The organism is Salmonella sp. NW1250 (assembly GCF_051812965.1).
Lineage (GTDB): Bacteria > Pseudomonadota > Gammaproteobacteria > Enterobacterales > Enterobacteriaceae > Salmonella > Salmonella enterica.
Window position 1 is genome coordinate 14,576 of record NZ_JAMNDD010000010.1, and the last position, 26,991, is coordinate 41,566.

General features: G+C 56.2%; 30 protein-coding genes and 1 pseudogene. 9 read left to right on the forward strand and 22 right to left on the reverse strand.

Translation table 11 applies throughout. From position 1 onward, the window contains the following. The first annotated feature begins 9 nt into the window (after positions 1-9). Positions 10-519, forward strand: a complete 510-nt coding sequence (crr, locus tag NBA72_RS16975; protein WP_000522253.1) for a PTS glucose transporter subunit IIA — start codon at positions 10-12, stop codon at positions 517-519. 149 nt (positions 520-668) lie between these two features. On the opposite strand, the gene NBA72_RS16980 is transcribed toward crr, so the two are convergent. Both NBA72_RS16980 and pdxK read right to left on the reverse strand, forming a co-directional pair. Next, complete coding sequence (locus tag NBA72_RS16980) at positions 669-908, reverse strand: hypothetical protein (protein WP_000844541.1); 240 nt, start codon at positions 906-908, stop codon at positions 669-671. Further along, entirely contained in the window at positions 905-1,771 is an 867-nt protein-coding gene (gene pdxK / locus NBA72_RS16985; RefSeq protein WP_000529613.1) for a pyridoxine/pyridoxal/pyridoxamine kinase, read from the reverse strand. Before pdxK ends, NBA72_RS16980 begins: the two co-directional genes overlap by 4 nt. Positions 1,772-1,853: 82 nt before the next feature. Between pdxK and ptsJ the strand changes: the two genes are divergently transcribed. From ptsJ to NBA72_RS17005, 4 genes are read left to right on the forward strand one after another with little or no spacing between them, the layout of a single operon-like run. Then, positions 1,854-3,146 (forward strand): transcriptional regulator PtsJ, encoded by a 1,293-nt coding sequence (gene ptsJ, locus NBA72_RS16990; RefSeq protein WP_079981046.1) that lies wholly within the window; start codon positions 1,854-1,856, stop codon positions 3,144-3,146. A 14-nt stretch (positions 3,147-3,160) separates the two neighbouring features. After that, positions 3,161-3,880 (forward strand): type 1 glutamine amidotransferase, encoded by a 720-nt coding sequence (locus NBA72_RS16995; RefSeq protein ID WP_042948383.1) that lies wholly within the window; start codon positions 3,161-3,163, stop codon positions 3,878-3,880. 58 nt (positions 3,881-3,938) lie between these two features. Continuing rightward, positions 3,939-4,319: a YfeK family protein gene (locus NBA72_RS17000; RefSeq protein ID WP_000710730.1), complete on the forward strand. Its 381-nt coding sequence runs from the start codon at positions 3,939-3,941 to the stop codon at positions 4,317-4,319. A gap of 12 nt (positions 4,320-4,331) precedes the next feature. Continuing rightward, the gene (locus NBA72_RS17005) at positions 4,332-4,871 is read left to right on the forward strand and encodes a transglycosylase domain-containing protein (protein ID WP_001119684.1); all 540 of its coding nucleotides are present in this window, start codon (positions 4,332-4,334) and stop codon (positions 4,869-4,871) included. A gap of 131 nt (positions 4,872-5,002) precedes the next feature. On the opposite strand, the gene cysM is transcribed toward NBA72_RS17005, so the two are convergent. From cysM to NBA72_RS17055, 10 genes are all read right to left on the reverse strand, one after another. Next, the gene (gene cysM / locus NBA72_RS17010; protein WP_042948379.1) at positions 5,003-5,914 is read right to left on the reverse strand and encodes a cysteine synthase CysM; all 912 of its coding nucleotides are present in this window, start codon (positions 5,912-5,914) and stop codon (positions 5,003-5,005) included. 67 nt (positions 5,915-5,981) lie between these two features. Next, positions 5,982-7,079: a sulfate/thiosulfate ABC transporter ATP-binding protein CysA gene (gene cysA, locus NBA72_RS17015; protein WP_000021063.1), complete on the reverse strand. Its 1,098-nt coding sequence runs from the start codon at positions 7,077-7,079 to the stop codon at positions 5,982-5,984. Beyond that, a complete protein-coding gene (gene cysW / locus NBA72_RS17020) occupies positions 7,069-7,944 on the reverse strand; it encodes a sulfate/thiosulfate ABC transporter permease CysW (protein ID WP_000852705.1) in 876 nt (291 codons plus the stop codon). The genes cysA and cysW overlap by 11 nt, the downstream gene beginning before the upstream one ends. Continuing rightward, positions 7,944-8,777, reverse strand: coding sequence for a sulfate/thiosulfate ABC transporter permease CysT (cysT, locus tag NBA72_RS17025; RefSeq protein ID WP_000881746.1), 834 nt, complete (start codon positions 8,775-8,777; stop codon positions 7,944-7,946). Before cysT ends, cysW begins: the two co-directional genes overlap by 1 nt. Beyond that, positions 8,777-9,793, reverse strand: coding sequence for a thiosulfate/sulfate ABC transporter substrate-binding protein CysP (gene cysP, locus NBA72_RS17030; protein WP_042948376.1), 1,017 nt, complete (start codon positions 9,791-9,793; stop codon positions 8,777-8,779). The genes cysT and cysP overlap by 1 nt, the downstream gene beginning before the upstream one ends. A 157-nt stretch (positions 9,794-9,950) precedes the next feature. Continuing rightward, complete coding sequence (ucpA, locus tag NBA72_RS17035) at positions 9,951-10,742, reverse strand: SDR family oxidoreductase UcpA (RefSeq protein WP_000517460.1); 792 nt, start codon at positions 10,740-10,742, stop codon at positions 9,951-9,953. A 237-nt stretch (positions 10,743-10,979) separates the two neighbouring features. Then, on the reverse strand, positions 10,980-11,879 hold the full coding sequence (locus NBA72_RS17040; protein ID WP_000084584.1) for a Dyp-type peroxidase: 900 nt from the start codon (positions 11,877-11,879) through the stop codon (positions 10,980-10,982). Between the two features lie 94 nt (positions 11,880-11,973). Continuing rightward, positions 11,974-12,549 (reverse strand): RpoE-regulated lipoprotein, encoded by a 576-nt coding sequence (locus tag NBA72_RS17045; protein WP_042948374.1) that lies wholly within the window; start codon positions 12,547-12,549, stop codon positions 11,974-11,976. Between the two features lie 61 nt (positions 12,550-12,610). Then, positions 12,611-13,060, reverse strand: coding sequence for a DUF2919 domain-containing protein (locus NBA72_RS17050; RefSeq protein WP_000842940.1), 450 nt, complete (start codon positions 13,058-13,060; stop codon positions 12,611-12,613). After that, complete coding sequence (locus NBA72_RS17055; RefSeq protein WP_000406008.1) at positions 13,047-13,472, reverse strand: GNAT family acetyltransferase; 426 nt, start codon at positions 13,470-13,472, stop codon at positions 13,047-13,049. Before NBA72_RS17055 ends, NBA72_RS17050 begins: the two co-directional genes overlap by 14 nt. A 212-nt stretch (positions 13,473-13,684) precedes the next feature. On the opposite strand from NBA72_RS17055, the gene amiA reads away from it, so the two are divergent. The 4 genes and pseudogenes from amiA to NBA72_RS17075 form a co-directional block, all read left to right on the forward strand. Then, a complete protein-coding gene (amiA, locus tag NBA72_RS17060; RefSeq protein ID WP_000102880.1) occupies positions 13,685-14,554 on the forward strand; it encodes an N-acetylmuramoyl-L-alanine amidase AmiA in 870 nt (289 codons plus the stop codon). A gap of 2 nt (positions 14,555-14,556) precedes the next feature. After that, positions 14,557-15,456 carry an oxygen-dependent coproporphyrinogen oxidase gene (gene hemF / locus NBA72_RS17065; protein ID WP_042948372.1) on the forward strand — a complete coding sequence of 300 codons (900 nt, stop codon included), beginning with the start codon at positions 14,557-14,559 and terminating at the stop codon, positions 15,454-15,456. A gap of 20 nt (positions 15,457-15,476) precedes the next feature. Then, entirely contained in the window at positions 15,477-15,806 is a 330-nt protein-coding gene (locus NBA72_RS17070; RefSeq protein WP_001194342.1) for a hypothetical protein, read from the forward strand. A 75-nt stretch (positions 15,807-15,881) separates the two neighbouring features. Next, positions 15,882-16,154 (forward strand): annotated as a pseudogene (locus NBA72_RS17075) (DUF1963 domain-containing protein); the annotation flags it as partial. A gap of 91 nt (positions 16,155-16,245) precedes the next feature. On the opposite strand, the gene eutR reads toward NBA72_RS17075, so the two are convergent. The 10 genes from eutR to NBA72_RS17125 all read right to left on the reverse strand — a co-directional run bounded on the left by eutR (position 16,246) and on the right by NBA72_RS17125 (position 26,986). Continuing rightward, entirely contained in the window at positions 16,246-17,298 is a 1,053-nt protein-coding gene (gene eutR, locus NBA72_RS17080) for an HTH-type transcriptional regulator EutR (protein WP_000753665.1), read from the reverse strand. 47 nt (positions 17,299-17,345) lie between these two features. Then, positions 17,346-17,840 carry an ethanolamine utilization microcompartment protein EutK gene (eutK, locus tag NBA72_RS17085; RefSeq protein WP_000606263.1) on the reverse strand — a complete coding sequence of 165 codons (495 nt, stop codon included), beginning with the start codon at positions 17,838-17,840 and terminating at the stop codon, positions 17,346-17,348. A 12-nt stretch (positions 17,841-17,852) separates the two neighbouring features. Then, entirely contained in the window at positions 17,853-18,512 is a 660-nt protein-coding gene (eutL, locus tag NBA72_RS17090) for an ethanolamine utilization microcompartment protein EutL (protein WP_001111056.1), read from the reverse strand. A gap of 9 nt (positions 18,513-18,521) precedes the next feature. After that, positions 18,522-19,418: an ethanolamine ammonia-lyase subunit EutC gene (gene eutC, locus NBA72_RS17095; RefSeq protein ID WP_000372354.1), complete on the reverse strand. Its 897-nt coding sequence runs from the start codon at positions 19,416-19,418 to the stop codon at positions 18,522-18,524. Between the two features lie 18 nt (positions 19,419-19,436). Beyond that, complete coding sequence (gene eutB / locus NBA72_RS17100; protein ID WP_000769990.1) at positions 19,437-20,798, reverse strand: ethanolamine ammonia-lyase subunit alpha; 1,362 nt, start codon at positions 20,796-20,798, stop codon at positions 19,437-19,439. Between the two features lie 11 nt (positions 20,799-20,809). After that, positions 20,810-22,213 (reverse strand): ethanolamine ammonia-lyase reactivating factor EutA, encoded by a 1,404-nt coding sequence (gene eutA, locus NBA72_RS17105; protein ID WP_001097522.1) that lies wholly within the window; start codon positions 22,211-22,213, stop codon positions 20,810-20,812. After that, positions 22,210-23,436, reverse strand: a complete 1,227-nt coding sequence (eutH, locus tag NBA72_RS17110; protein WP_000512359.1) for an ethanolamine utilization protein EutH — start codon at positions 23,434-23,436, stop codon at positions 22,210-22,212. The genes eutA and eutH overlap by 4 nt, the downstream gene beginning before the upstream one ends. A 119-nt stretch (positions 23,437-23,555) precedes the next feature. Beyond that, positions 23,556-24,743: an ethanolamine utilization ethanol dehydrogenase EutG gene (gene eutG, locus NBA72_RS17115; protein ID WP_001147501.1), complete on the reverse strand. Its 1,188-nt coding sequence runs from the start codon at positions 24,741-24,743 to the stop codon at positions 23,556-23,558. Next, positions 24,733-25,572, reverse strand: coding sequence for an ethanolamine utilization protein EutJ (eutJ, locus tag NBA72_RS17120; RefSeq protein WP_000929675.1), 840 nt, complete (start codon positions 25,570-25,572; stop codon positions 24,733-24,735). The genes eutG and eutJ overlap by 11 nt, the downstream gene beginning before the upstream one ends. A 10-nt stretch (positions 25,573-25,582) precedes the next feature. Next, complete coding sequence (locus NBA72_RS17125; protein ID WP_001075640.1) at positions 25,583-26,986, reverse strand: aldehyde dehydrogenase family protein; 1,404 nt, start codon at positions 26,984-26,986, stop codon at positions 25,583-25,585. Between the last annotated feature and the right edge of the window lie 5 nt (positions 26,987-26,991).

Genomic DNA, 26,991 nt, shown 5'->3' on the forward strand with positions numbered 1-26,991 from the left:
GAGAAGATCATGGGTTTGTTCGATAAACTAAAATCTCTGGTTTCTGATGATAAGAAAGACACCGGAACTATTGAGATTGTTGCCCCGCTCTCTGGCGAGATCGTCAACATCGAAGACGTGCCGGATGTAGTTTTTGCTGAAAAAATCGTTGGTGATGGCATCGCTATCAAACCAACCGGTAACAAAATGGTCGCCCCTGTTGACGGTACCATCGGCAAAATCTTTGAAACCAACCATGCGTTCTCTATCGAATCCGATAGCGGCATTGAGCTGTTCGTTCACTTCGGTATCGACACCGTTGAGCTGAAAGGCGAAGGCTTCAAGCGTATTGCTGAAGAAGGTCAGCGCGTGAAAGTTGGCGATCCGGTCATCGAGTTCGATCTGCCGTTGCTGGAAGAAAAAGCCAAGTCTACCCTGACTCCGGTTGTTATCTCCAACATGGATGAAATCAAAGAACTGATCAAACTGTCCGGTAGCGTGACCGTGGGTGAAACTCCGGTTATCCGCATTAAGAAGTAATTCTTGCCGCAGTGAAGAATGGCGCCTTTGGGCGCCATTTTTTTTGCCTGTACTTGCGCCGCCATCCGGCGGTGGTGCGGCGCACTGCCTGATGGCGCTACGCTTATCAGGCCTACAAGGTTGCGAACATTTCAGCGCCAATCCACGGGTTACAACTGCGAGGTCACCGGGCGAAAGCACTTCTCGCGCATCAGGATCTTCATCCCATCCGGGCCACTCTCCAGCATCCTGCGTTCGGAATCGGACACTTGCAACTCGCACTGATAGCCGCCAGTGATGCCAAACATCGCTCGCGCCACGCAGATATCTTCCAGCGCGTCCAGCCCGCTCGTTTCAAAATGCCCCACGATACGCCCCTGCTGGCGAACCACCAGCCGATAACTCTTCATCGCGCCTCCCCTGCCGGCGGCAGAATTAACTCATCACAGCCACACTGCTGTGTCCAGGTCATCACCTCCAGCACGCGCTGCGCCGCATCTTTTGCCGCGGTCGTCAGTTTTTTCCCCTGCACAATACCGCTGACCAGCTCGGCGCAGAAGAGATCTCCCGTCCCTTTTAACTCCGTCGCCACCCGCGGATGGGCAAAGACCTCTACGACCTGCGCAGTAACGACCGCAACCGTTATGGTCTCCAGAGACTCGCCCGGCGCGCTGGTGATAACCACCCATTTCAACGTATCGGAAAGCAGCGATTGCGCCGCCGCCACCGCCTCTTCCAGCGTGCGGCACGGTTTACCACTCAGCATCTCCAGCTCAAATACGTTCGGCGTTAGCCCCTGCGCCTGCGGCAACAAATGTGTGCGATAAGCCTGCGGAATTTCCGCCTGCACATACATTCCACTGTCGGTATCGCCAATGACCGGATCGACAAGAATACACACCTCCGGATGCGAAGCCCGGATCGCCATTAGCCACTTCGAAAGCAAGACAATTTGGTCTGCGCTGCCCATGTAACCGGTGGTAATCGCTTTTAATTCACGTAGCGCATCGCGCTCATTCAACGCCGTAAGGTAGCCTGCAAACCACTCGGCGGGAATAATGCCGCCATAAAAGGTTTTATAGTGCGGCGTATTGCTGAACAGCACCGTCGGGACCGCCGTCACGCGTAGTCCCTGCGCTTTAATGGCCGGAACAGCGATACTGTTGCCTACGCTGCCGTACACGACCTGTGACTGGACGGCGACGATATCGGTCTGTAACGCCCGATGGTTGTCGTCGAAGAGCACTGACTGAATATCACTCTCTTGTCCCATAAAATTTTCCTCTCGCTGGACAGCAGGCTACCGCCTCATTATCATTGTCATATGCTAAAATTCATTTTGTCATAGGTCAATAATGATCGACGGAAAAACCGCTAACGAAATTTTTGACAGTATCCGTCAACACATTATCGCAGGCACGTTACGGGCGGAGGATTCGCTTCCGCCGGTACGGGAGCTGGCAAGCGAATTAAAGGTGAACCGCAATACCGTCGCAGCGGCGTATAAACGGCTGATAACGGCGGGACTGGCGCAAAGTTTAGGCCGCAATGGGACGGTGATTAAAGGCAGTCCGTCTCCCGTAGCGCTGGAAGGCGGCGATCCACATACGCCTCTGCACGACCTTTCCGGCGGCAATCCCGATCCGCAGCGTCTGCCTGACCTTAACCGTTATTTTGCCCGTCTCAGCCGCACGCCGCATCTCTACGGCGATGCGCCCGTTTCCCCTGAACTACACGCCTGGGCGGCGCGCTGGCTACGGGATGCCACCCCCGTCGCAGGTGAAATTGATATCACCAGCGGAGCTATCGACGCTATCGAAAGACTGCTTTGCGCGCATCTGCTGCCGGGCGACAGCGTCGCGGTGGAAGATCCCTGTTTTTTAAGCAGTATCAATATGCTGCGCTATGCCGGTTTTAGCGCCAGCCCGGTCAGCGTAGATAGCGAAGGAATGCAGCCTGAAAAGCTGGAACAGGCGCTAAATCAGGGCGTGCGGGCAGTGATCTTAACGCCGCGCGCGCACAACCCTACCGGCTGTAGCCTGAGCGCTCGCCGTGCCGCTGCGCTGCAAAATATACTGGCGCGTTACCCTCAGGTAGTGGTCATTATCGACGATCACTTCGCTCTACTTTCTTCGTCGCCCTGGCAGCCGGTTATTGCGCAGACAACGCAACACTGGGCGGTGATACGCTCCGTTTCCAAAGCCCTCGGCCCCGATTTACGTCTTGCTATTGTCGCCAGCGACAGCGCGACCTCGGCAAAACTTCGGCTGCGGCTAAATGCCGGTAGTCAGTGGGTCAGCCATCTGTTACAGGATCTGGTCTACGCCTGCCTGACCGACCCTGAGTATCAGCACAGGCTGGCGCAAACGCGGCTGTTTTACGCCACCCGGCAACAAAAACTGGCCCGCGCCCTACAGCAATATGGCATCGCCATTTCTCCCGGCGACGGCGTGAATGCCTGGCTCCCGCTGGACACCCATAGCCAGGCTACCGCGTTTACGCTGGCAAAATCCGGCTGGCTGGTACGTGAGGGAGAAGCCTTTGGCGTAAGCGCGCCGTCTCACGGTCTACGTATCACGCTGTCGACATTAAATGACAGCGAGATCAACACGCTGGCGGCTGATATCCATCAGGCGCTAAATCGCTAACAGGAGAAAATAACGTGCGAGTTCATTTTGTTGTCCATGAGTCGTTTGAATCCGCTGGCGCTTATCTGAAATGGGCTGAAGATCGCGGTTATACCATTTCATGGTCGCGCGTCTATGCCGGAGAAGCGCTACCGCCCAATGCCGATGAGTTCGATATGCTCGTGGTATTTGGCGGTCCGCAGTCGCCGCGCACCACCCGCGAAGAGTACCCGTACTTTGACTCTCGTGCCGAACAGCACTTAATTAATCAGGCAATTACGGCCCGGCGAATGGTTATCGGCATTTGTCTTGGTTCGCAGCTCATTGGCGAGGCGCTGGGCGCCGCTGTGTGCCAAAGTCCGGAAAAAGAGATTGGTCACTACCCTATTACGCTCACTGAAGCCGGTCTGCGGCATCCGCTTATCGCCCACTTTGGCTCCCCGTTAACCGTCGGCCACTGGCACAACGATATGCCAGGACTCACCGATCAGGCGACCGTGCTGGCTGAAAGTGCCGGCTGTCCACGTCAGATAGTGCAGTACGGCAATTTTGTCTACGGCTTCCAGTGTCATATGGAATTTACCGCTGAGGCGGTTGAAGGATTAATCCAACATTCGCAGCAGGAGCTGGCCGACGCGCAAGGGATGCGTTTTATCCGCTCGGTCGCCGAGATGCGCGCATGGGATTACCAGCAGATGAATGAAAAGCTGTGGCGTTTTCTGGATGAACTCACGCTGGCGCACTCACAGAAATAACCCCACCAGGAGTGCAACTTATTACCCGGCTAACGGTCTGAGGTGCAGTGATTCTCGCATGAAAAAGGATTTTACCATGAAGAAAATTGTCTGCGCCGTCGTTGCGCTCCTGCTGACTCTACCCGCCTGGGCGAAGCTAAACGCCCATGAAGAAGCGCGCATTAACGCCATGCTTAATGCGCTGGCGCAGAAAAAGGATCTGACATTCGTTCGTAACGGTGATGCGCATAACTGCGAGGAAGCCGTATCGCACCTGCGCTTAAAACTGGGTAACACACGCAATCGTATCGACACCGCCGAACAGTTTATCGATAAAGTCGCGTCGTCGTCGTCCATCACCGGAAAGCCCTATATCGTTAAAATTCCCGGTAAAAGCGATGAAAACGCGCAGCCTTATTTACATGCGCTTATTGCGGAAACGGATAAGAATGTTGAGTAAGAAAAAATCATAATGCCAGGCGTGTTACTGTGGTTTTTTAAAGGCGTTATCGCGCTTCTGTTAGCGTTTGCTGTAGGGTTAATCGTTTACTATTATCTGGAAATTCGTCCCATAGCCCAGACCGCATTACAGAGCGCCTCTTTCTGGTTGTCCGAATCGCCGCAGACGCGTTTTTTGCGCCGCGCTGCGGCCAAAATACATCCCAAATCTTATACTGCCAGATTGCTCTATACCCAAGCTGGCGTGGATGGGCATTTCAGGACCGCGATCTGGGTGTTCTGGTTGGACAGCCTGTACCGCGACGACGAGCTGTATGCCATGATGCTGGCGCAAGCGTATTATGGCCGGGATTCGCAGGGTAACGCGGTTTACGGTACGAAAAATGCGGCGTTAACGTTATTTCACGTACCAGTGACAGAGATGGCCTGCCAACAACAAGTACAACTGATTTATATGTTTAAAGCGCCGTCACTTTACCGGCCTGGTTCAGCCAGGCTGGTAGAAAGCAGCAAGCATTACATGACGCTTTGCCAGGAACAAATACAACAATAAAAACAACAGACGAGCTTTTATTATAAAAGACGGCGGTAATGCGCTGGCGCACATAGAAAATCGGCAGGATATTCCCGCTTGTCAAAGGCGGCCGTTGCCTGTGTATATCCCAACCAGCTAAACCTGTTAGCTTAAATCCCTGCCCCCTGGCTGAAATGCTCTTCACCAAACACGCCGGTAGACAAGTAACGGTCGCCGCGATCGCAGATGATCGCCACCACTATCGCGCCGGGCGTGGCTCGTGCGACGCGTAACGCGCCCGCTACCGCGCCGCCGGAACTCACGCCGCAGAAAATGCCTTCACGAACGGCCAGTTCACGCATGGTGTTTTCGGCATCATTCTGGTGAATATCCAGCACCTCATCTACCAGCGAGGCGTTAAAAATGCCAGGCATATATTCCGCAGGCCAGCGGCGAATGCCCGGAATACTGCTGCCCTCTTCCGGCTGCAGGCCAACGATGGTGACCGGTTTTTCCTGCTCGCGCAGAAAACGCGACACGCCGGTAATGGTGCCGGTCGTGCCCATGCTGGAGACAAAATGGGTGATGCGACCTGACGTTTGCCGCCAGATTTCCGGGCCGGTAGTCGTGTAGTGGGCGTAGGGATTATCAGGATTATTAAACTGATCGAGCAGTTTACCTTCTCCACGTTCAGACATAGCGAGCGCTAAATCGCGCGCCCCTTCCATTCCCTGCTCTTTAGTGACCAGAATCAGTTCCGCGCCATAGGCCCGCATTGCCGCCCGACGCTCCTGGCTCATGTTGTCTGGCATCAACAGCTTCATGCAATAACCTTTCAGCGCGGCGATCATCGCCAGCGCAATGCCAGTGTTGCCGCTGGTCGCTTCAATCAGGACATCGCCCGGTTTAATTTCCCCGCGCTTTTCCGCCTCGACAATCATCGATAGCGCCGCGCGATCTTTCACCGATCCTGCCGGATTATTGCCTTCCAGCTTGACCCAGATTTCACTGCCGTTATCCGGCCCCAGACGTTGTAATTTGACCAGCGGCGTATTGCCGATGGTTTGTTCTAATGTATTCACGTTTTCAGCTCGTAAAAAAGCCCGGTATGCGTAGCGCCACCGGGCGATAACTATACAAATTAACCTATCAGGCCGATTGCGCCAGAGCAAGTTCCTCTTCACGCGTTTCAATACGCTGGTCGCCGTTATACAGACGCGCTTTTTGCAGTCCAACAAACAAACGCTCGCCGCGAACCGGAACATCCTCACCCGCCATCACCACCGTCAGCGGATCGTGATACCACCCCAGCGGCTGTACCACTAACTGTGTATAGTGACCTTTCGGGCTGGCCTCAATGACCTGTACTGGTAGCGGAGAATCCAGGCTGGTGCGGCGGCTAATATCCACCTCCCACGGACGCAGGAACAGATCGACCGGCCCCTGGTACGCGGGCGTATAACCCAGCGGCCAGCGATGCGCGCCAACGTGAAACTGCCCGCCGCGGACGGTGCCTGTCAGGCGGTTCACCTCGCCCATAAACTCCAGTACGAAGCGGGTTGCCGGTTCACGCCACACCCGATCCGGCGCATCAGCCTGTTCGATATTGCCCTGACTCATCACCACCACCCGATCCGCCACTTCCGTCGCTTCTTCCTGATCGTGGGTGACAAAGACGCTGGTGAATTTCAGTTCTTCATGTAGCTGGCGCAACCAGCGACGTAACTCTTTACGTACCTGGGCATCCAGCGCGCCAAAGGGTTCATCCAGCAGTAGAATTTGCGGTTCCACGGCAAGCGCGCGCGCCAGCGCCACGCGCTGTTTTTGTCCGCCGGAAAGCTGGGCGGGGAAGCGATCCGCGAGGTGCGCCAGTTGCACCATCTCCAGTAATTGCATCACTTTCGTTTTAATCGCCGCCGCAGTTGGACGGTCGCGTCGCGGCAGCACCGTCAGGCCAAAAGCAATGTTGTCAAACACCGTCATATGGCGAAACAGCGCATAGTGCTGAAACACAAAACCGACTTTACGCTCACGCGCGTGCAGGCGGCTAACGTCCGTACCGTGGAAACGAATATGGCCGCTGGACTGATGCTCCAGCCCGGCAATAATGCGCAGCAGCGTCGTTTTGCCGGAACCTGACGGCCCCAACAAGGCAACCATCTGGCCGGAAGGAATATCCAGCGAGATATCATTCAGTACCTGAGTACGACCAAACGATTTCTTAATTCTGGCGATCTCAATGCTCATGATTTTCCTCCTGTTGCGCGCGTTTTTCCTGATTCTCCAGACGCCATTGCAACATGCTCTTCAAAAACAGGGTAATAATCGCCATTAGCGTCAACAATGCGGCGGCGGTAAAGGAGCCGACGGTGTTGTAGTCCTGCTCCAGTAATTCAATCTGTAACGGTAGCGATAACGTTTCGCCGCGAATCGAGCCGGACACCACCGACACCGCGCCAAACTCGCCAATCGCGCGGGCGTTGGTTAACACCACACCGTAAAGTAGCGCCCAGCGAATATTCGGCAACGTCACGCGGCGAAACATTTGCCAGCCGGATGCGCCCAGTAAAATCGCCGCCTCATCTTCCTGACTGCCCTGGCTGAGCATCACTGGCACCAGTTCGCGCACCACAAACGGACAGGTGACAAAAATAGTGACCAGTACCATCCCCGGCCAGGAGAACATCATTTGCAAATTATGCTCATCCAGCCAGCCGCCCAACGGGCCGTTGGAACCATAAAACAACAGATAAACCAGACCGGCCACCACCGGTGAGACGGCAAAGGGAATATCCAGCAGGGTCAGCAGTAGCTGACGTCCGGGGAAGTTAAAGCGCGTCACCAGCCACGCCAGCAGAATACCGAACACCAGATTCACCGGCACTGCGATCAAGGCAATCAACACCGTCAGCCAGATGGCGTGCAGCATGTCCGGATCGGCCAGATTTTGCAGTACCGGCATTAACCCTTTGCTGAACGCCTGCACGAAGATGTAAATCATCGGCACCAGCAGGATAAACGCCGAAACCAGCATCCCGACGCCAATCAGAAACCATTTTCCCCAGTTAATACGGGGGACGTCGTATCGCTTCAATTGAGTCACTTCCGCCATTAATGACCTACCACACGTCGACCAAAGCGACTTTGCAGAGTGTTAATTGAGAACAGCAGCAGCAGTGATGCCGCAAGGATCACCGAGGCAATGGCGCTGGCGGCGGGGTAATCAAACTCCTGCAAACGCACAAAAATCATCAGCGAGGTCACTTCTGTTTTCCAGGCGATATTTCCGGCGATAAAAATCACCGCGCCAAACTCGCCCAGGCTACGGGTAAAAGAGAGCGCCACGCCGGCAATCAGCGCAGGCGACAGCTCAGGCAGCACGACTTTGCGAAAACTTTGCAGGCGGGTGGCCCCCAGCGTTTGTGCCGCTTCTTCATATTCCGGCCCCAGCTCTTCCAGTACCGGCTGGACGGTGCGCACCACAAATGGAATGCTGGTAAAGGCCATCGCCACCGCAATACCGAGCCAGGTATAGGTCACTTTGATATCAAACTGCGCAAGAAACTGACCGTAGAAACCGTTCACTGAGAACAGCGAGGCCAGCGTTAACCCCGCCACCGCTGTCGGCAGCGCAAATGGCAGATCCATCAGCGCATCCAGTAACGTGCGCCCTGGAAAACGGTAGCGGGTTAAAATCCACGCCATCAGCAGGCCAAACACGCCATTAAAAATCGACGCCACAAATGCCGCCAGCAGCGTCACTTTATAGGCAGCCACCACCTGTGGGTTGGTCACGACATCCCAGTATTGCGACCAGCTCATCTGTGAGAGCTGCATCACCAGCGCGCTCAACGGCAACAGCAGGATCAGGCAGACAAACAGCAAACTGGTGCCGAGGCTTAACGTAAAGCCGGGCAGCACGCGTCGGGAAGAAACGGCAAGCATTACTTACGCCCCGCCGCCAACAGTTTGTCCAGCTCGCCGCCGCTGGCAAAGTGCGTTTTCATCACTTCCGGCCACGTGCCAAACTTGTCTTCCACGCGGAACAGTTCGGTCTGCGGGAATTTATCTGCTTGCTTGCCCATGATTTCCGGGTTATTCACGCGGTAGTAGTAATGGGTAATGATGGTCTGCGCCTGCGGGCTATACAGCCAGTTCAGGTAAGCTTTGGCGGCTTTTTCTGTGCCGTTGGCCTGCACGTTTTTATCCACCCAGGCGACCGGGAATTCAGCAAGAATGTTCGTTTTCGGGATCACCACTTCAAATCCCTGGGCTTCATATTGTTTGCGGATGTTGTTCACTTCCGATTCAAAACTAATCAGCACATCGCCCAGACCACGCTCGGCAAAGGTAGTCGTAGCGCCGCGACCGCCGGTATCAAACACTTCGACGTTTTTCAGGAACTGGGTCATAAACTGTTCGGTTTTGGCTTTATCGCCGCCGTCCGCGTTATCCGCCGCGCCCCATGCCGCCAGATACGTATAGCGGGCGTTGCCGGAGGTTTTCGGGTTAGGGAAAATCAGCTTCACGTCGGAACGTACAAGATCGCTCCAGTCGTGAATATTTTTCGGGTTCCCCTTGCGCACCAGGAAGCCCATCGTAGAATAGAATGGCGAACTGTTGTTCGGCAGACGGCTTTGCCAGTCGGCAGGGATCAGTTTGCCTTTATCATGAAGAATCTGTACGTCGGTCACCTGATTGTAGGTCACGACGTCTGCCTTCAGTCCCTGCAAAATCGCCAGCGCCTGTTTTGATGACCCGGCATGAGACTGCTTAATCGTCAGCTTATCGCCGCCGCTATCCTTCGCCCATTGTTGCTCAAACGGCGGGTTAAGGGCGGCAAACAGCTCGCGGGAGACATCGTATGAGCTGTTAAGCAGCTCCGTTGCCTGCGCCTGCCCTGCCAGTAACAGCATTGCTGCCAGCGTCAGGGGTCTCTTTTTCAGTAAGTTAACGGCCATTGCGCACCCTTATAAATTTAATGACTTTCTTATGGTCATCATATTTATAACCAGCGCTAAAGGAGTAACGGTTTTATATACCGTTTGATGATTTGAAAGTTGAAAAGGGAATAAGAGAATCCCTCCCCACGCGGCGCGGGGAGGAGACCGGCATCAATCAGACGCCTACGCTCACGCTTTCAGGCAGGGTACTACCGCCATCAATGACGTTTTGCGTTCCGGTAAGATAGCTGGACTCATCGGAGGCCAGAAATGCCGCCAGTTCCCCTACTTCCAGCGGATCGGCAAGGCGGCGTAGCGGAATGGCTTTTGCCATTTCCGTTAATACCGATTCCGGATCGTCAGGGTTAGACTGACGGGCAATGCTTTCCGCCATCGGCGTTCTTACATAACCGGGGCAAATGGCATTCACACGAATACCGGACTGCGCGTACTCTACCGCCAGCGATTTGGTTAAACCGACAATGGCGGCTTTTGACAGCGCATAGGCCGTTTCACCCGGGTCCGCCACCATATCTCCCGTGACGGAAGACATCATCACAATGCGGCCATCTTTACGTTTGATCATCTCCGGCAGGACGGCTTTGGTGACGTTCCAGACACCTTTAATATTAATATCAATGTGGAAATCGCGATCTTCTTCACTCATATCGAGGAAGTTGCCCAGACGGCACACGCCAGCGTTATTCACCAAAATATCAATTCTACCTTCAGTCTCTTTGGCGCGCGCAACCGCCGCCTGCACCGAAGCAAAATCTCTGACGTCAGCCTTAACGGCAGTACAGCGATGCCCGCGCCCGCCCAGCTCATCCGCCAGCTTTTCAATCTCATCGGAGATATCCAGCAAGATTAAGTTCGCGCCGTGGCGTGCGAATACGCGAGCGATCCCTTCGCCAATGCCCTGCGATGCGCCCGTAATCAATGCTGTCTTGCCCGTGAGTTTACCCATTTTCAATGTCTCCTTTTGAATATGGAGTCTTACACTCCATTAACACTGAAAATACAGTAATAACAAATAAGTGCTGAGGAATAGCTCACTAATTCAGGTAAATATTAGGTAAAAAAATCCCCGCGGAGGCGGGGATGGGTATTTTTATGCTGTTCTACCTGATGGCGCTACGCTTATCAGGCCTACCAATCGTAGGTCGAATAAAGCGTTTGCGCTGCCATCCGACAGGGTTTTACCTTATAGCGTTAACAGGCGATCCAGCGACGGCGCAAAATAGTAGCCGCCAGTCACCGGTTTGGTGAAGCGCAGCATTGCGTCGCGTTTACCGTCGGTATCGCCGAACATACTCAGAAGCTGCTGTTCGATATTGTGCAGACGTGCGCAGTAAGCGCAGAAATAGAGACCATGAGTACCGCTGGCGGTGCCGTATGGCAGGCTCTGGCGCACAATCTTCAGCCCTTTGCCATCTTCTTTGAGATCGACGCGGCTCAGGTGAGACGTTGCCGGACGCGCATCGCCGTCAATCTCTTCATTGGCTTCTTTGGTACGCCCGATCATCATCTCCTGATCGTGAATACTCATCCGGTTAAGTTGCTTGAGATTGTGCTCCCAACGCTGCACGAACACATAACTGCCACCGGCATCCACGCCATCTTTGATCACCGCCACTTCACGGCGCGTCTCTTCGCCCGCCGGGTTCTCTGTCCCGTCGACAAAGCCGCTCAGATCGCGTTCTTCCACCCAACGGAAGCCGTGAACTTCTTCTTTCACGTCGATACAGTCGCCGAAGGCTTCCATCGCCGCCTGGGCAACAGAAAAATTCACATCGTGGCGCAGGGAAAGGATATGGATCAGCACGTCATACTGCGTGGCCGGCGCCAGCCCTTTACCATAAGGAATAAAATCTTTCAGTTCTTCCGCCCCGACGCCGCCGCTCAGGGCGCGCCAGGTGTTGTTGCCAAACGCCACAACGGCCCCAAGATGGGCGTCCGGAAATTTGACTTCGAAGGTCGCCAGTTTATCGGCAAATGTTCTGCTGGCCGCGCGCAGGGCGTCCAGGTCGCCTTTCACATTGGCTTCAATCCAAATTGCCGCACGGCAATGTTCCGGCAAAATGCCACTTTGAACCTGAGACATGATTCCTCCTGAAAATGAGAATGCCACGCAGTCGTGGCATTAATGGAGGCTATTTTACCTTGTTTTTAAGCGAAGCGGTTTGTTCAGGCGCAAATTAACGACGCCAGATAATTTTGCGCACGTCCCAGTTTTTTAAGACGTCATCAGAAGGCATTAAGCCTTCCGGTCCGCTCCACTCGCCGGAGAAAACATAGCTAATATGCTGACTTCCCTCGGCTTTACATTCGACGCTGGTATGGCTATCGCTGGAAACCGGCTCGCAGTGACCAAACGCTTTGCTGTAAAGGTCGCTAAACGGCGTACCGATTTTGCCCCCCGCGGCGGTTGGGATATCGCTGTCCAGCACATCAATACGGCTCACGGTTCCCTGCTCGCCGTTGATCACCATCGCGACGCTGTCGCCCTTCATCGCTTCGAAAAAGCGCACCACGTTGCCGTTATCGGTTTTCATACCGCTACGCAGGCGATAATCGCCATCTAATGCCTCTGCAATAGCCGGCTCTTCCAGCGGCGTGGCGGCGGTCAGCGCTCCCACGCCTTGCTCAGTGACTTCTGTCGAAGAACCAAACCAGTTCCATGGATTTGCGGCAGACCAGTTGACCGAGGAGAGCGTCGAGCAGCCGGTCAGCGCCAGCGGCAGTGCGAGTAAAGTCAAACGCAGCGATTTCATCTCACTTCCTTTCTTTTATTAATTAACGTTGGTTGGAGTGCGGGTTCGCCAAAAAGTGCCGTTATTCTTTCTCAAGGGAAAAACAGGCACGCAAACGTTGATTGGTTAACAGCCAGATCAGCGCGACGATGTCCGCCAGCAGCAGCGCCAGCCCGACGCCGTTGACCGGGTCGCCACCCAGCCACATCACCGGCAGCCAGCACAACGACACCAGTTGAGCAAGGATCAGGAGTCCGCGCAGCCAGCGCCACACACCAGGAACCGCTTCACGCCGCCCGCTGAGTAAAAATGCCACTACCGCCGGAACGCCGGGCAACAGCCCCAGCCAAAAATTGTCATGGTCGGGATAAAAAAAGTTTAACAAAGTATTACCCTGTCCACGGGATGAACCGGCAATGACAAAGAGTACCCAGGCGCGCGCCTGAAGTAGCAGTACGCACCAGAACAGAAACGGCAGGCGTAAACGTCCGTGTACATCATAATCGGCTGGATGAAACTCAGTACTCTTCATCTTCAATCAGGCGTTTACCCAAACTTAGGGCGTCAGAATGCTCATACCCCAGACGTTCATACATGCCCAGCACAACGTCGTTATCATCACGCACCATAATTTGGATTTTCGGACACCCGCGGGCGATGAGTTTTTTTTCCAGCCGGTTAAGCAGCGCATTCGCAATGCCGCGCCCGCGGAACTCCGGGTGAACGCCCAGGTAATACGCCGAGCCGCGATGCCCGTCATAACCGCCCATTACCGTACCGACGACTTCGCCGCTAACTTCCGCAACGAGGAACAAGCTGACATCGTGATTCACCTTGCGTTCAATATCCATTTCAGGATCGTTCCATGGACGCAGCAGGTCGCAACGCTCCCAGAGGGTAATCACCTCTTCGAAATCTTCCTGGCGAAAAACGCGTATTTCCATGGTATTCGTTGCCTTTTCGGGTGGAAAAACCAAGATTATGGCGCAAACATCTGATTCAGCCAATATCTGACGCGATGTAGCGGAAAAAATGGCATAATGGCGATGTGTCACGTATTGAAATGAAAAGTAAAACAATTCGCATCACCAACCGTCGTAACGGATTACGCGATACGATATAACATCTTGAACTTAATTTTCACAACTCAGGCCGTATGAGCACTTTTAAACTCCTAAAAACTCTCACTTCGCGCCGCCAGGTACTCAAAACAGGTCTGGCGGCCCTGACGCTGTCAGGTATGTCGCACGCAATAGCCAAAGAAGAAACGCTAAAAACCAGTAATGGTCACAGCAAACCCAAAACCAAAAAAACCGGCAGTAAACGGCTGGTGATGCTCGACCCCGGACACGGCGGCATCGATACCGGCGCGATTGGCCGCAACGGTTCTCAGGAAAAACACGTCGTGCTGGCAATTGCCAAAAACGTACGCGCTATTTTGCGAAATCACGGAATCGATGCGCGTTTAACCCGGACAGGGGATACCTTTATTCCGCTGTACGATCGGGTGGAAATCGCCCATAAGCACGGCGCGGATCTGTTTATGTCCATTCATGCCGATGGTTTTACCAACCCGAAAGCGGCGGGCGCTTCCGTTTTTGCGCTTTCCAACCGCGGGGCCAGTAGCGCTATGGCGAAGTATCTCTCCGAGCGTGAAAACCGCGCGGACGAAGTGGCGGGTAAAAAAGCCACTGACCGGGATCATCTATTACAACAAGTTTTGTTTGATCTGGTGCAAACCGATACGATTAAAAACAGTCTGACGCTGGGTTCGCATATTCTCAAGAAAATCAAACCCATACATAAATTACACAGCCGCACTACCGAACAAGCGGCTTTCGTGGTGCTAAAATCACCGTCAATTCCGTCGGTACTGGTCGAAACCTCGTTTATTACCAATCCGGAAGAAGAACGCCTGCTGGGCACGACGGCGTTTCGCCAGAAAATCGCTACGGCGATCGCCAACGGCATCATCAGTTATTTTCACTGGTTTGATAATCAGAAAGCACACACGAAGAAACGGTAATCATGAAACCCGATGCACATCACGTAAAACAGTTTCTGCTACGCCTGCAGGATGATATTTGCCAAAAGTTATCCGCTGTGGATGGCACAAACTTTGTCGAAGATAGCTGGCGACGCGAAGCGGGCGGCGGCGGACGCAGCCGGGTATTACGCAACGGCGGGATTTTCGAACAGGCGGGCGTTAATTTCTCTCACGTTCACGGCGATGCAATGCCCGCGTCCGCCACCGCGCATCGGCCAGAACTCGCCGGGCGTAGCTTTGAAGCGATGGGCGTATCGCTGGTGGTGCATCCGCACAATCCGTATATTCCCACCAGCCATGCTAACGTGCGCTTTTTTATTGCCGAAAAACCGGGCGCCGATCCGGTGTGGTGGTTTGGCGGCGGGTTCGATTTAACGCCCTACTACGGCTTTGAAGAGGATGCCGTTCACTGGCACCGCACCGCCCGCGACCTGTGCCAGCCGTTTGGCGACGATGTGTATCCGCGCTATAAAAAGTGGTGCGACGACTACTTTTTCCTCAAGCATCGTAACGAGCAGCGCGGTATCGGCGGCCTGTTTTTTGACGATTTGAATACGCCGGATTTCGACTACTGCTTCGACTTTATGCAGGCGGTCGGCAACGGCTACACCCGGGCGTATTTACCGATTGTCGAACGACGCAAAGCGATGGTCTGGGGAGAGCGGGAGCGTAATTTTCAACTTTATCGCCGCGGGCGCTACGTGGAGTTCAATCTGGTATGGGACAGAGGCACCCTGTTTGGTCTGCAAACCGGCGGGCGCACTGAATCTATCCTGATGTCGATGCCGCCGCTGGTGCGCTGGGAATACGACTGGCAGCCAGAAGCGGGTAGCCCGGAAGCGGCGCTGAGCGAGTTTATTCAGGTACGCGACTGGATTTAACTTATTTATAAAGTAAAACAATGCAAACAAATACACGGAAAGTAGTAACCAGTGACGCCAAATGGCATCCCCATCTGGGTATAAGTTTTATTGGCTGCCTGCTTGCCATTACGCTAGAAATATATTTTGAAGAAAGAATATTCATCCCTCATAGCGGAGGGGTGAGCTTCGGTCTGATCGTGCTTCTGGTTATCAATATGGTGACCATCCCTGTGGTCATGGCCCTGATAGCATTACTCTGCTTTATTATTCATATTCCGCGTAAAAGCGTTAACTGTATCTTGCTATGCATACTGGCATGTATTCTGACGATAGCCGGTTTGTTTATCGCCTATCCGGTTGGCCGTTGAATAAAAGCAGGCTCGTAGAAATAAACGAGTTCATTGTAGATAAAGAATTCGGTAATTCGCATTCTGACCTGGTAGTGTTGTACGGCATATAACACCGTTTTCGCCACGGCCGTTCCTAATTCACCCACGACCTTCTCACAGCTCGGCGGCCACCCGGCCTGGGTTCAGGATGCGGAATATCCAACGTGCGCGCAAACGATAATGTTCCTCGCACAAATAAGTTATGAAGATATTGAGAAATATGCCGATGGGATGCTTTACGGGTTTATCTGCGGAGACAAAATTGCGCGCGCTTCCCCGGAGGCGGCGCTGGCGTGCCTTGTCCGGGCTACCAACCACAGACAGCAGCGAATCCGTAGGCCCGGTAAGGCGCCAGCCGCCACCGGGCAATTCCCGACACGCGCACGTTATCAGCAACCGGAGAGCCTACCCATCAATATCAAGCCCATTGCCGCATCCGTTGATGCAGCGTCAACGACGGTTTTTCGGCAAATAATTGCTGATAATCGGTGGCAAATTGCCCCAGATGCCAGAATCCCCACTGCATCGCGGCATCTTTGACCGTGGCGCTCTGCGACCACGGGCTAATCAACTCCCGGCGTACTGCGTTTAAGCGAATACGTTTCAGCCACGCATTGGGGCCAATGCCCAAAATGGCGTGAAACGCATTTTGCAGCGTGCGGCGGCTAACGTGTAGCTGGTTACATAAGTCGAGCACCGTCAGCGGCTCCGACATATTTTCCAGCACATATTCCCGCGCCCGCGACAGTAGCCTACGATATCCCTGATGGCTGATGCTCTCGGCGCTATGAATCGGCTTCGCCTCTTCCAGCATCGTGCCCATCGCCAGCAACAAATTATCACTCAAGACCTTACGCACCGCAGGTTGATGCAGGGTTTCAGGACTCTCGCTGAAGGTGGCCAGCGCCTGCTGCACAAAGCCCCACAGCGCCGCTTTATGCTGCTCTTTTACCTCCAGCGCTAACTGGTTACGCAGCATATGCAGCACCCTTTCCGGGTTATGCAAAAACGTGGCCTGACGGGAAATAACATCTTCCGAGATAACGACGCCCAGAATGGTGTAATCATCCGGCGTGCTCAGTTCAAACTCGGTGCCTCCCGGTCGGGTGGCAATCTCGGCGCTGCCGAGCCCCTGCGCGCCAATAAATCCCTGTTCGCCGCGCGTCGCCGGAATACCAAACCAGAAAGAGTTTGGCCAAACCAGACACGACTGACGCAGCGCCAGGCCGGTGTATTCACGGAACACCTGAATCTCATCAAGCAGGATTTCCGTGAACTCGCCATGAAATTTACCCGGGTGTAACTGATCGTAGATCTGCTGCCAGGCGGTGATAGTCAGAGCATGTTCATAGACATCCGTCGTCCGTCGCTGATGAACATTGTCCACCTCGACTCTGGGCGTAAGTTTAACGTCTTCGGGTAACGCTTCATGATAAAGATGGTGCAAATTCGCTGTACGGGTCTTTTTCATGATCTTCTATGCCGGACGCCCGCCAGGACGCCCGGCCCTCCGACAGATTAATTTTTGATGCGATAGCGACTACTGCGTTTACGCAACGCTCCGTCAGAAAAGAGTTGTTCCAGCACGTTTCTGGCCTGCTCCAGCGGCCAGCCAAAATGCGCGGCAACCTCTCCCGCCGTCATTCCCTGGCGTACTGATGCCAGCAGCGCCAATAACGCCTCAGCGAACTCAGGCGTTGCGGGTACCTGGGGCGCTTTCTCAGCCGGCGTTGTCGCACGCGCAAACCCGCCAATCAGCCACTGGGTGTCCTCTTCCGGACGACCAATTTCTTTGCGGCTAATCACACGGCCTGTGCGCTGCGCGGCGGCGCTTCCGGCATCCAGCGCCGCACGACACGCCGCCAGATCGCCCTCCACCACCAGCGTGAGCCTGCCAGGGTCGAGCACTTGATGACTGAGCAAACGCACGTTGGCCGCTTTCAGCATGGCATCCGCCGCATCGACGGCGGCGACCATTCCGTCCACTTCCAGTAATCCCAGGGCATTGATCATTGGCAGCCTCCGTTACGCACGCTGGACAGGGTTACGGGCGATATCCAGCACGGCGTCGGTAAAGGCGTTGCAGGCGGCTTTACACGCGGCCTGGCTTCCCGTTAAGAACGCGGCCGAATAGTTGGTTTCCGACGGCGGCGGCACGTAAGTCACCAGTTGAACGTCAGCGGATTTCATCGCCGCGTCAATGCCGAATGTCGCTTCCAGCGGCGGCGCCACCAGGTAGGCCATTGGATCGCCCAGCGCGATACCTGCGGTAGACGAGAGGTATGAGCCGGTACGCGAAACCACATGCGCCAGGAATGCGGTATTTTCCGCATCGTTCGCCCACTGGAACGCCGCGCCGTTTTCAATGCTGGCGACCATTGCATCCAGACCGGCGCGCACTTCCGCCGGGTTCGGTCCGCCCAGCATAATCAACACCTCACCGGCGGTAGGCGACGGCCCGTGAGCCGCCCCGGCATAGAGGGAGCGGCCATAGACCACTTCCACCATCGCCTGTTTGGTCGCTTCGTCAGCGGCAATATAGGTCACATCATCAGAATCTGCCGTGATGAGTCCGAGACTACGTATATGTGGCGGTAATTTAAGTTCCCGCGCAAAGCCGTCATTCACGGAGGCAATCACGCGCATGGCAGTCACTGAAGGTCGAATTAAATCTAATGCAGGCATGATGTCTCCTTAACGGGTCATGTTGATGCCGGACGCTTTCTGCTCCAGCATCCGTTTGGCCAAATCCACAATCACGGCGGCGGCTTCTACTGGCGGCGTCCCCCCCTGATGAATGTTTGAAATACAGGTTCTGTCGGCCTCGACGGTGGTCGCCACGCGCGGGGAATAGACGGCGTAGCAGGAAAGACTTTCCGACTGCCCCAGCCCCGGACGTTCGCCCACCAGCAGGATGACGACCTTCGCGCCGAGAATTTCGCCAATCTGATCTTCAATCTTCACGCGGCCATAGCGCACAAAGAACGGCGTGCCGACGTTCAGCCCGGCCTGCTTCAGACCGGCAAGCAGCGGCGGCAGGATCTCTTCATAGTTGGCGGTGATCGCATCCGTAGAGAGGCCATCGGAGACCACTACCTGCACATCCGGGTTCATCACGCACTGCGACTTCAGCGCGTCAATGGCTTCCGGGCTCAGGCGACGCCCCATATCCGGGCGCGTCAGGTACAGGTTTTTGTCGCTGATCTCCGAACGCACTTCCAGCAGCCCTTGCGCTTTTACCCACTCTTCCGGCACTTCTTTGAGCACGGTGTCTTTCGAACGGGAGTGATCCGCCAGGAAGCGCAACAGCGCCTGGGTACGTGGACGTGGGCCAGCGCGCCCGGTACATACACGAGCAGCGGTACTGCGACGCAGTTCGGTCAGCACGTCCGCACGATGTGGGTTCTCGACGCCAATCCAGGCTTTTGCCTCTGCGGAACCTAAATCCAGCGCGCAGCTTTCGGTCACCGTCGGCGCGGCGCACTGCGGCTTTGCGCCTTCCTGCGTTGACGGCGCGACGGGCTGCGGTACGTCCTGTCCCATTGACGCCATCACGCTACGTACAATTTCTTCAATCTGTTTTTGATCCATGGTGTTATCCCCGCGTCATCAGAAGAACAGTGACGGATCGCCCGCCCGTTTGGTCAGACGACCGTTTGCCATAATGCCCATCGTTTCCAGCCAGCGTTCAAACTCCGGCGATGGCCGTAAATTCAGCAACTGACGGACGGTGGCGGTATCGTGGAAAGCGGTGGTCTGGTAGTTGAGCATGATGTCGTCGCCGAGCGGCATCCCCATGATGTAGTTACAGCCGGCAGTGGCGAGCAGAATCATCAGGTTTTCGTTAAGGTTCTGGTCGGCGTCGGCATGGTTGGTATAGCAGCAGTCGCAGCCCATCGAGATGCCGCTCAGCTTGCCCATAAAGTGATCTTCGAGACCGGCGCGGATAATCTGCCTGTCGTTGTAGAGATACTCCGGCCCGATAAAGCCCACCACGGTGTTCACCAGGAACGGATCGTAGTGGCGAGCCAGCCCGTAGTTACGCGCTTCCATCGTCACCTGGTCGGCACCAAAGTTCGCGCCAGCCGACAGCGCAGACCCTTGCCCGGTTTCAAAGTACAGGCAGTTTTCCCCGGCGATGCGGTTGAACTCCGCCCCCACAGCCCGCGCTTCGTCGAGCATCGCCAGCTCGACGCCGAACTCTTTTAAGCCCTTCTCGCTGCCGCAAATGCTCTGGAAAATCAGTCCGCCCGGCGCGCCGCGACGAATCGCTTCAATCTGGGTGGTGACGTGCGCCAGCACACAGCCCTGGGTCGGAATATTGAATTTATCGATAACGCCGTAAACGGTGTCGAGCACGCGGGTCAGGTTTTCCACGTCATCGGTCACCGGGTTAACGCCGATCACCGCATCGCCTGCGCCGAAAGAAAGCCCTTCGTAGATTTGCGCGGCGATACTCTGCACATCGTCACGGGTATCGTTCGGCTGCAAACGGCAGCTAAAGGTGCCCGGAATACCGATGGTGGTATTGGCTTTTTTGATCACCGGCATTTTCTTGCCGCCGTAGATCAGGTCAGCGTTGGAGCAGATTTTCGCCACTGCCGCCACCACTTCGGAGGTCAGCCCTTTGCGGGTAAACGCGATGTCGTCCACGGAGGTTTCATCGCTCAGCACGTATTCGCGCAGTTCACTGATGCTCCAGTTTTTAATCCGGTTATAGGCCGTTTCGTTGACGTCGTCCTGAATCAGGCGCGTCACGCAGTCCTCTTCATAGGCAATCACCGGATTGTTGCGGATATCCGCCACCGTCATTTCCGACAGTACCTGTTTTGCCGCTACGCGCTCCTGCGAACTTGCCGCGGCAACCCCGGCCAGCACATCCCCCGAACGCAGTTCGTTGGCTTTAGCCAGTACCTCTTTTACATCCTTAAACTGATAAACATTGCCGAACAATGTGGTCTTTAGTTTCATAAGTCGTTCCCTCAGGAAGGAAATGCGAGTGATTTCACCGTCACCGGCACAACCGATCCGCCAAAAAGAGGCGTACCAATGTCGATATAGTCTCCCGCCCGCACGACCACCTCATCGATGACCGCCAGCGGAAGTTGCGGTAACTGTGGGCGCAATAACATGCCCAGCGCTTTACCAAAATCCTGCTCGGCCACCACCAGCAGGGGATGTGGATTGGGATAACGCGCGACAAAAGCCGTCAGCGCGTTGATGACCGTGAGTAATGCGGCGTAACGCACCGGAAGCGTGGCGGGAAGCGCCAGCACGTAAGCGTCGGTTTGCGGGTCGAGATCAAGCTGGAGAAGCGCCTGCCGCCAGGCGTTCACCAGATCGGCGTCATCCTGCGGGATCGCCACCGGCAGGTTGCGCAGCGGCAGTTGGACGTCTTCCAGCCAGATAGTACTGCCGGAAAGCGAGAGCGTATGGGCCCCCGCGCCAATCACCGTGGCGCGCACGGTTTGCGCCGGAAACTGCACGTTCATCTCGCGCAGACGCGGGTGCTCATGCAGCGCGGTCGCCAGCAGCGGCCCAATGTCAGAAAAGCAGAACGGATCGGCAGGTTGGTTGCGGTAGCATTCACCTACCCCACCGGAAAGGGTGATCACCTCCGGCGTAATATCGGCGGGCAGCAGCCCGGTTTGCATCAGCGATTGCGCCAGCGGCGAGAGCGCGCCGGTGATAACCTCGACGATGAGATCCGCCATCCGCCGCGCCACCTGTCCCAACTGTGCGGCAGCTAAGGCGCGAGCATCAGTACCCGAACCGAACACCTCATCGATAATCATCTGCCCCGGCTGATGGGCATAAACCACGCGCCCCTGAGCGTCGGTTTCCAGCAGGCGACCACCGACGTTAAGGCAGGCGGTGCCGCTGACTTTTCCCGCGTCAAACAGCGCGTAGTTAGACGTGCCGCCGCCGATATCAATATTCAGCACCCGACACATCCGCTGCTCAGACAAGCTTTGCGCCCCGGCGCCGTAACCGGCAATGACCGATTCCAGATGCGGCCCGGCGCTGGCGACCACAAAGTCGCCCAGCGACTGCGAGAGCGCCATGACCGCCGGACGGGCGTTACGGGTTTTGGCGCTTTCGCCGGTGATAATGATAGCCCCGGAGTCCACCGATTCAGGCGCGATGCCTGCGGCCTGATACTGGGCCAGAATCAGCGCTTTAAGTTCGGCCTCTTTCAGACCGCCCTGCTTATCCACGGGCGTAAAGAAGACCGGGCTTTGCCAGCTAATGTCGCGTTTGATGAATTCGTAGCGCGGCACCTGCGACACCGCCGCACGGTTAACCAACTCCAGGCGCGAGAAGATCACCTGCGTGGTGGTGGTGCCGATATCGATACCGACGCTCAGTAGCTGGCGAGTGTTCACGATTGCGCCTCCGCTTCGGTTTTCACCTGGGCGGCGTCATCTTTCGGCACCAGCATCATCGCCACGCCAATCGCCGTCACGCCGCCGATCAGCTTGCCGACAATCATCGGGAAGATCATGGCGTTCATATTCGCGGCGGCGAAGCCTAAATGGTCGCCCAGCGCGAACGCCGCAGAGACGGCAAATGCGCAGTTAATCACTTTGCCGCGGGTATCCATCTGCTTCATCATGCCAAACATGGGGATATTGTTCGCCAGGGTTGCCACCATGCCTGCCGCCGCAATATTATTTACGTTCAGCAGTTTACCGACATTCATCAACGGTTTTTCAAACCAGCGGGTCAGTAACAGCACCATCGGATACGCGCCGAGCAGCACGCAGGAGATAGAGCCGATCACTTCAATGGCGCGCATCACTTCGCCGGGTTTGTCGCCTGGCGCCATAAAGATCGGGTCGAGTCCCGGAATCAACTCCCAGCCCAACAGGAATTTAACCACCGCAGCCGCCAGACCGATGGTGATCAGCGCCACCAGAAATTTGGCGAAAATCTGGAAACCGTTGATCATTTTTTCCGGGATGAACTTCAGCCCCAGCGCTACCAGCACCGCGACGATCAAGACCGGGATCATGTTCATCAGGATCAGCGCGAAGGTAAACTCCACTGGCTGACCATTGATCTGCACGCCTGAGTACATGGCGATCAGTCCCCCCGCAATGCAGCCAATGGGAATGGTGACGATACCCGCGAGTACGCCAAGCGCCAGGTAGCGGCGGTCAGACGGTTCGATAATGCCGAGCGCCACCGGAATGGAGAACACAATGGTCGGCCCCATCATCGACCCAAGTATTAATCCTGAGTATAGCCACGCCGCGACATCACCGCCGGCCAGCTCTTTGGCGAGGAAGAACCCGCCCATATCACAGGCCAGCAGCGTACCCGCGAACATGGATGGGTTCGCGCCCAGCATTTCGTATACCGGGATAATAACCGGCCCCAGTACATGCGCCAGCACCGGCGCCAGCGCGGTCATACCGACCATCGCCAGTCCCAACGCGCCCATCGCCATAAAGCCCTCTTCAAACTGGCCGCCAGACCCCTCGATACTCTTGCCGAATTTACCGAGAAAGCGCGCCGACCCGCCGAACTGTGACAGGATTCTGTCCACGGCGGCAATCAGCATAAAGAACATCATGATGTACATGATGATTTCGTTAATTCCCATAGCCCTTACTCCCTGCCATTTATGATTTGTAGGCCGGATAAGACGTTTACGTCGCCTCCGGCATTAACGCCGTGTTATTGCCGGATGGCGGTGCGAGCACCTTATCCGGCCTACAGGCATTACCCGGCAGCCGCGTACAGGTCGATAATCTGTGCCTGTGTGGCGGTGCGTGGGTTACTGCGCAGACAAATATCCTCCAGCGCGGCTTGCGCCCATGCGCTGTAGTGTTCGGGTTTGGCGCCAGCGTCAGCCAGCCGTTTGCTCTGCCCCACTTCGGCAATCAGCTCGCTCACCGCCGCAATCGCATCGCGATCGTCCGATTTCTTATTGGTTAACGCCCGACCGATTTGACTGAAGCGCTCGCGGCAAACCATCCGGTTAAAGCCCATGACCGTCGGCAGCAGCATGGCGTTGGCCTGGCCGTGCGGAATATGCAGCGCCGCCCCAGGCTGGTGCGCCATCGCATGACACAGCCCCAAACCAGCGCTGGAAAAGGCCATTCCCGCCATACAGGAGGCCAGCAACATATTTTCACGCGCCGCCAGATCGTGGCCGTAACCCACGGCTTTCGGCAGCGATTTGCCAATCATCGCTATCGCGCCAATCGCCAGGCTGTCGGTAAACGGCGTGGCGTTGAGCGCGCTGTAGGCCTCAATCGCATGCGTCAACGCATCGATACCGGTCATTGCCGTCACGTTTGGCGGAACGCCTTCGGTCACGGCAGCATCAAGAATCGCCACGTCCGGCATTAGTGACGCGTGTGCCAGCACCTGCTTGCGCCCGCTGACCGCGTCGATAATCACCGTTACGTTGGTGGTTTCAGAACCGGTTCCGGCGGTGGTCGGCACCGCAATCAGCGGCAGACGCGGGCGTAATGTACTGTGCTCGGTCATGGCGCTCAGCGTCTGGTCAGGGTTAGTCACCAGCAGGGCGACCGCTTTCGCCGCGTCCAGCACCGAACCACCGCCAAAGGCCACTACGCCGTCGCACGCCGCCTCACGCAGTTGCGCCACCGCCGCGCAGACATCGGTGATGCACGGCTCGCCTGGCGGACACGGCCAGACCGTCATCGCCACGCCTTTCATCGCCAGGCTGCGTGCCAGCGGCGCGGTCATTCCCGCCTGATGCAGAAAGCTGTCGACCATCACAAACAGATGGCTTACGCCTCGCGCTTGCGCTTCCTGGCCGCAGGCGCCGAGCGCCCCAAGCCCGCATAGCGTGACCGGCGGTACGCTGAACGTTTTCACCCGTTGTAGATTCAGGGTGTCGAATGCCTGAAACAGCGCCGTCTGTAGTTCAGCTTGCATAGAGTCCCTCCGCTTTCGCTCTCCCGCTGTTGGCTATCGCCAGCGGGGTCATAAACAGGCTGTGCTGCGGCAAATGCACCTGTAACTCCGGGAAACGCTGGCGAAATAACGCCTCCACGCCCGGCTGCATACAGGAGCCGCCCGCCAGCCATAAATCAGCAATTCCTTGCCCTTCAATGTGGCGAGCAACGATTTCCGCCATCTTTTCGTACACCGGCTTCACTACCGGCCAAATCTCCTGCGCATTGCTGCGCTTGTACTGTTCCGCCTCTTCCAGGGGAATACGGCGGTTGCCCGCCAGCGTCAGGGAGATATGGTGCCCGCCAGTGGCTTCATCGGCGGAGTAAGTCACCTTGCCCTGTTTGACGATGGCAATGCCGGTAGTGCCGCCGCCAATATCCACCACGCCTGCATTATCAAGCGCCAGCAGATCCGCCACCGCCGTCGGCTCATCCAGTACGTGGCTGACTTCTAACCCGGCAGACTCCAGCACGTTGATCGAAATACGCGGGTCGGTGCCCGGCGGAAACGAGGTCGCCGCGTGGGTAAAGCGGCAGCCGAGCTGCTGTTCAAGGGTGTCGAGATGGCGGCGCACGAGGGTGACGGCGCCGAAGAAATCCCAGACGATGCCGTCACGCACAACGTCGGCCCAGTCAAGGCATACCGCCACCGGCTGGGCGTTGCCGTCGACCACCATCGACACCACGTCGCAGGTGCCCAAATCGACGCCCAGCCACAGCGGTGTATCGCTGGCGGCGGGCGTCTGGTTACACAGGGCCGCCGCTTTTTGCAGTCTTGGGGTGAGCCAGAGTTGTTCGTCGTGCGCCATGAGTCATCCCTTATACAATGCGAAACGCATCCACCAGCACGCATCGACGCAGCCGCACAAAGGTACGTGCGCTGGTCACGCCTTCGCCGGTTGGCGTAGTGATAGTCATGGTGGTCCAGCCTTCTCCGCCCAATCCAAGCCCGGCAATGCACGGCCCGTTTTTGACGAAAATGCTGGTGTCGATGGCGTTCGCCATCTGGTTCATGTTGTCGATATTGCGCGAGTGCATCGCCGCCGTATGGTGGCAACCGCCTTCAAGCTGAACCGCCAGGGCGATGGCTTCTTCGACGTTGGCGACCCGTACCACCGGCAGTACCGGCATCATCATTTCAGTGACAGCAAACGGATGGTTAGCTGGCGTTTCCACAAACAGCAGGCGCGTTTGATCCGGGACGTTCAGGCCGATGGCTGCGGCAATCTTGCCCGCGTCACGACCGACCCAGTCACGGCTGACGGTGCCTTTGCCGCGTTCATCGATATTCTTCAGCAGCACTGGCTGGAGCTGTTCGGCCTGAGCGGCGGTCAGTTTCACCGCGTGCTGACCTTCCATCAGACGCATCAGCTCGTCGGCGACGCTATCCACCACAATCAGCACTTTTTCGTCGGCACAGATGATGTTGTTATCAAACGACGCGCCTTTGACGATGGATTGTGCAGCGCGCGGCAGGTCGGCGGTCTCATCCACCACCACCGGGGGATTACCGGCACCGGCGGCGATCAGGCGTTTATTAGTATGTTTACGCGCCGCGTCCACCACCGCTTCGCCGCCGGTCACCACCAGCAGGCCAATACCGGGATATTTGAACAACCGCTGGGCGGTTTCGATATCCGGGTTCGCCACGGTGACCAGCAAATTTTCCGGGCCACCGGCGGCGACCACCGCCTGATTGAGGAGGGTGATTGCCCGCTGAGAGACCTTTTTCGCCGCCGGATGCGGGGCAAACACGACGCTGTTGCCTGCGGCAATCAGGCTGATGGCGTTATTAATCACCGTCGCCGCCGGATTGGTGGACGGCGTGACCGAGGCCACCACGCCCCACGGCGCATTTTCAATCAGCGTCAGGCCGTTATCGCCGGTCAGCACCTGCGGAGATAAACACTCGACGCCCGGCGTGCCGCGCGCCTGCGCCACGTTTTTGGCAAATTTATCGTCAACGCGTCCCATGCCGGTTTCGCTGACGGCAAGTTCCGCTAATTCTCGGGCGTGTTTTTCGCCCGCTTCGCGAATGGCATGAATGGCAAGCTGGCGCATCGCCACGCTCTTCAGCCCCTGCTGGGCCCGCTTTGCTGCCGCCACTGCGTCATCCAGGGAGGCAAAAACGCCCATCTCATGAACAGTGCTGGCCGGCTGGCTGCTGTCTTTCATTTTCAGCAGTACCGCTTTCACCACCTGTTCAATATCCTGTTGATTCATGATGT

Excerpts from the sequence above, each read along its gene's own strand:
- hemF (WP_042948372.1), top strand. The coding sequence starts at position 14,557 with ATGAAACCCGATGCACATCACGTAAAACAGTTTCTGCTACGCCTGCAG.
- eutR (WP_000753665.1), bottom strand. The coding sequence starts at position 17,298 with ATGAAAAAGACCCGTACAGCGAATTTGCACCATCTTTATCATGAAGCG.
- eutG (WP_001147501.1), bottom strand. The coding sequence starts at position 24,743 with ATGCAAGCTGAACTACAGACGGCGCTGTTTCAGGCATTCGACACCCTG.
- eutC (WP_000372354.1), bottom strand. The coding sequence starts at position 19,418 with ATGGATCAAAAACAGATTGAAGAAATTGTACGTAGCGTGATGGCGTCA.
- NBA72_RS17005 (WP_001119684.1), top strand. The coding sequence starts at position 4,332 with ATGCCAGGCGTGTTACTGTGGTTTTTTAAAGGCGTTATCGCGCTTCTG.
- cysA (WP_000021063.1), bottom strand. The coding sequence starts at position 7,079 with ATGAGCATTGAGATCGCCAGAATTAAGAAATCGTTTGGTCGTACTCAG.
- cysT (WP_000881746.1), bottom strand. The coding sequence starts at position 8,777 with ATGCTTGCCGTTTCTTCCCGACGCGTGCTGCCCGGCTTTACGTTAAGC.
- NBA72_RS16980 (WP_000844541.1), bottom strand. The coding sequence starts at position 908 with ATGAAGAGTTATCGGCTGGTGGTTCGCCAGCAGGGGCGTATCGTGGGG.
- NBA72_RS17055 (WP_000406008.1), bottom strand. The coding sequence starts at position 13,472 with ATGGAAATACGCGTTTTTCGCCAGGAAGATTTCGAAGAGGTGATTACC.
- amiA (WP_000102880.1), top strand. The coding sequence starts at position 13,685 with ATGAGCACTTTTAAACTCCTAAAAACTCTCACTTCGCGCCGCCAGGTA.
- NBA72_RS17070 (WP_001194342.1), top strand. The coding sequence starts at position 15,477 with ATGCAAACAAATACACGGAAAGTAGTAACCAGTGACGCCAAATGGCAT.
- cysP (WP_042948376.1), bottom strand. The coding sequence starts at position 9,793 with ATGGCCGTTAACTTACTGAAAAAGAGACCCCTGACGCTGGCAGCAATG.
- NBA72_RS17000 (WP_000710730.1), top strand. The coding sequence starts at position 3,939 with ATGAAAAAGGATTTTACCATGAAGAAAATTGTCTGCGCCGTCGTTGCG.
- ucpA (WP_000517460.1), bottom strand. The coding sequence starts at position 10,742 with ATGGGTAAACTCACGGGCAAGACAGCATTGATTACGGGCGCATCGCAG.
- crr (WP_000522253.1), top strand. The coding sequence starts at position 10 with ATGGGTTTGTTCGATAAACTAAAATCTCTGGTTTCTGATGATAAGAAA.
- eutH (WP_000512359.1), bottom strand. The coding sequence starts at position 23,436 with ATGGGAATTAACGAAATCATCATGTACATCATGATGTTCTTTATGCTG.
- NBA72_RS17125 (WP_001075640.1), bottom strand. The coding sequence starts at position 26,986 with ATGAATCAACAGGATATTGAACAGGTGGTGAAAGCGGTACTGCTGAAA.
- eutL (WP_001111056.1), bottom strand. The coding sequence starts at position 18,512 with ATGCCTGCATTAGATTTAATTCGACCTTCAGTGACTGCCATGCGCGTG.
- eutJ (WP_000929675.1), bottom strand. The coding sequence starts at position 25,572 with ATGGCGCACGACGAACAACTCTGGCTCACCCCAAGACTGCAAAAAGCG.
- pdxK (WP_000529613.1), bottom strand. The coding sequence starts at position 1,771 with ATGGGACAAGAGAGTGATATTCAGTCAGTGCTCTTCGACGACAACCAT.
- ptsJ (WP_079981046.1), top strand. The coding sequence starts at position 1,854 with ATGATCGACGGAAAAACCGCTAACGAAATTTTTGACAGTATCCGTCAA.
- eutK (WP_000606263.1), bottom strand. The coding sequence starts at position 17,840 with ATGATCAATGCCCTGGGATTACTGGAAGTGGACGGAATGGTCGCCGCC.
- cysW (WP_000852705.1), bottom strand. The coding sequence starts at position 7,944 with ATGGCGGAAGTGACTCAATTGAAGCGATACGACGTCCCCCGTATTAAC.
- NBA72_RS17045 (WP_042948374.1), bottom strand. The coding sequence starts at position 12,549 with ATGAAATCGCTGCGTTTGACTTTACTCGCACTGCCGCTGGCGCTGACC.
- eutB (WP_000769990.1), bottom strand. The coding sequence starts at position 20,798 with ATGAAACTAAAGACCACATTGTTCGGCAATGTTTATCAGTTTAAGGAT.
- NBA72_RS17040 (WP_000084584.1), bottom strand. The coding sequence starts at position 11,879 with ATGTCTCAGGTTCAAAGTGGCATTTTGCCGGAACATTGCCGTGCGGCA.
- NBA72_RS17050 (WP_000842940.1), bottom strand. The coding sequence starts at position 13,060 with ATGAAGAGTACTGAGTTTCATCCAGCCGATTATGATGTACACGGACGT.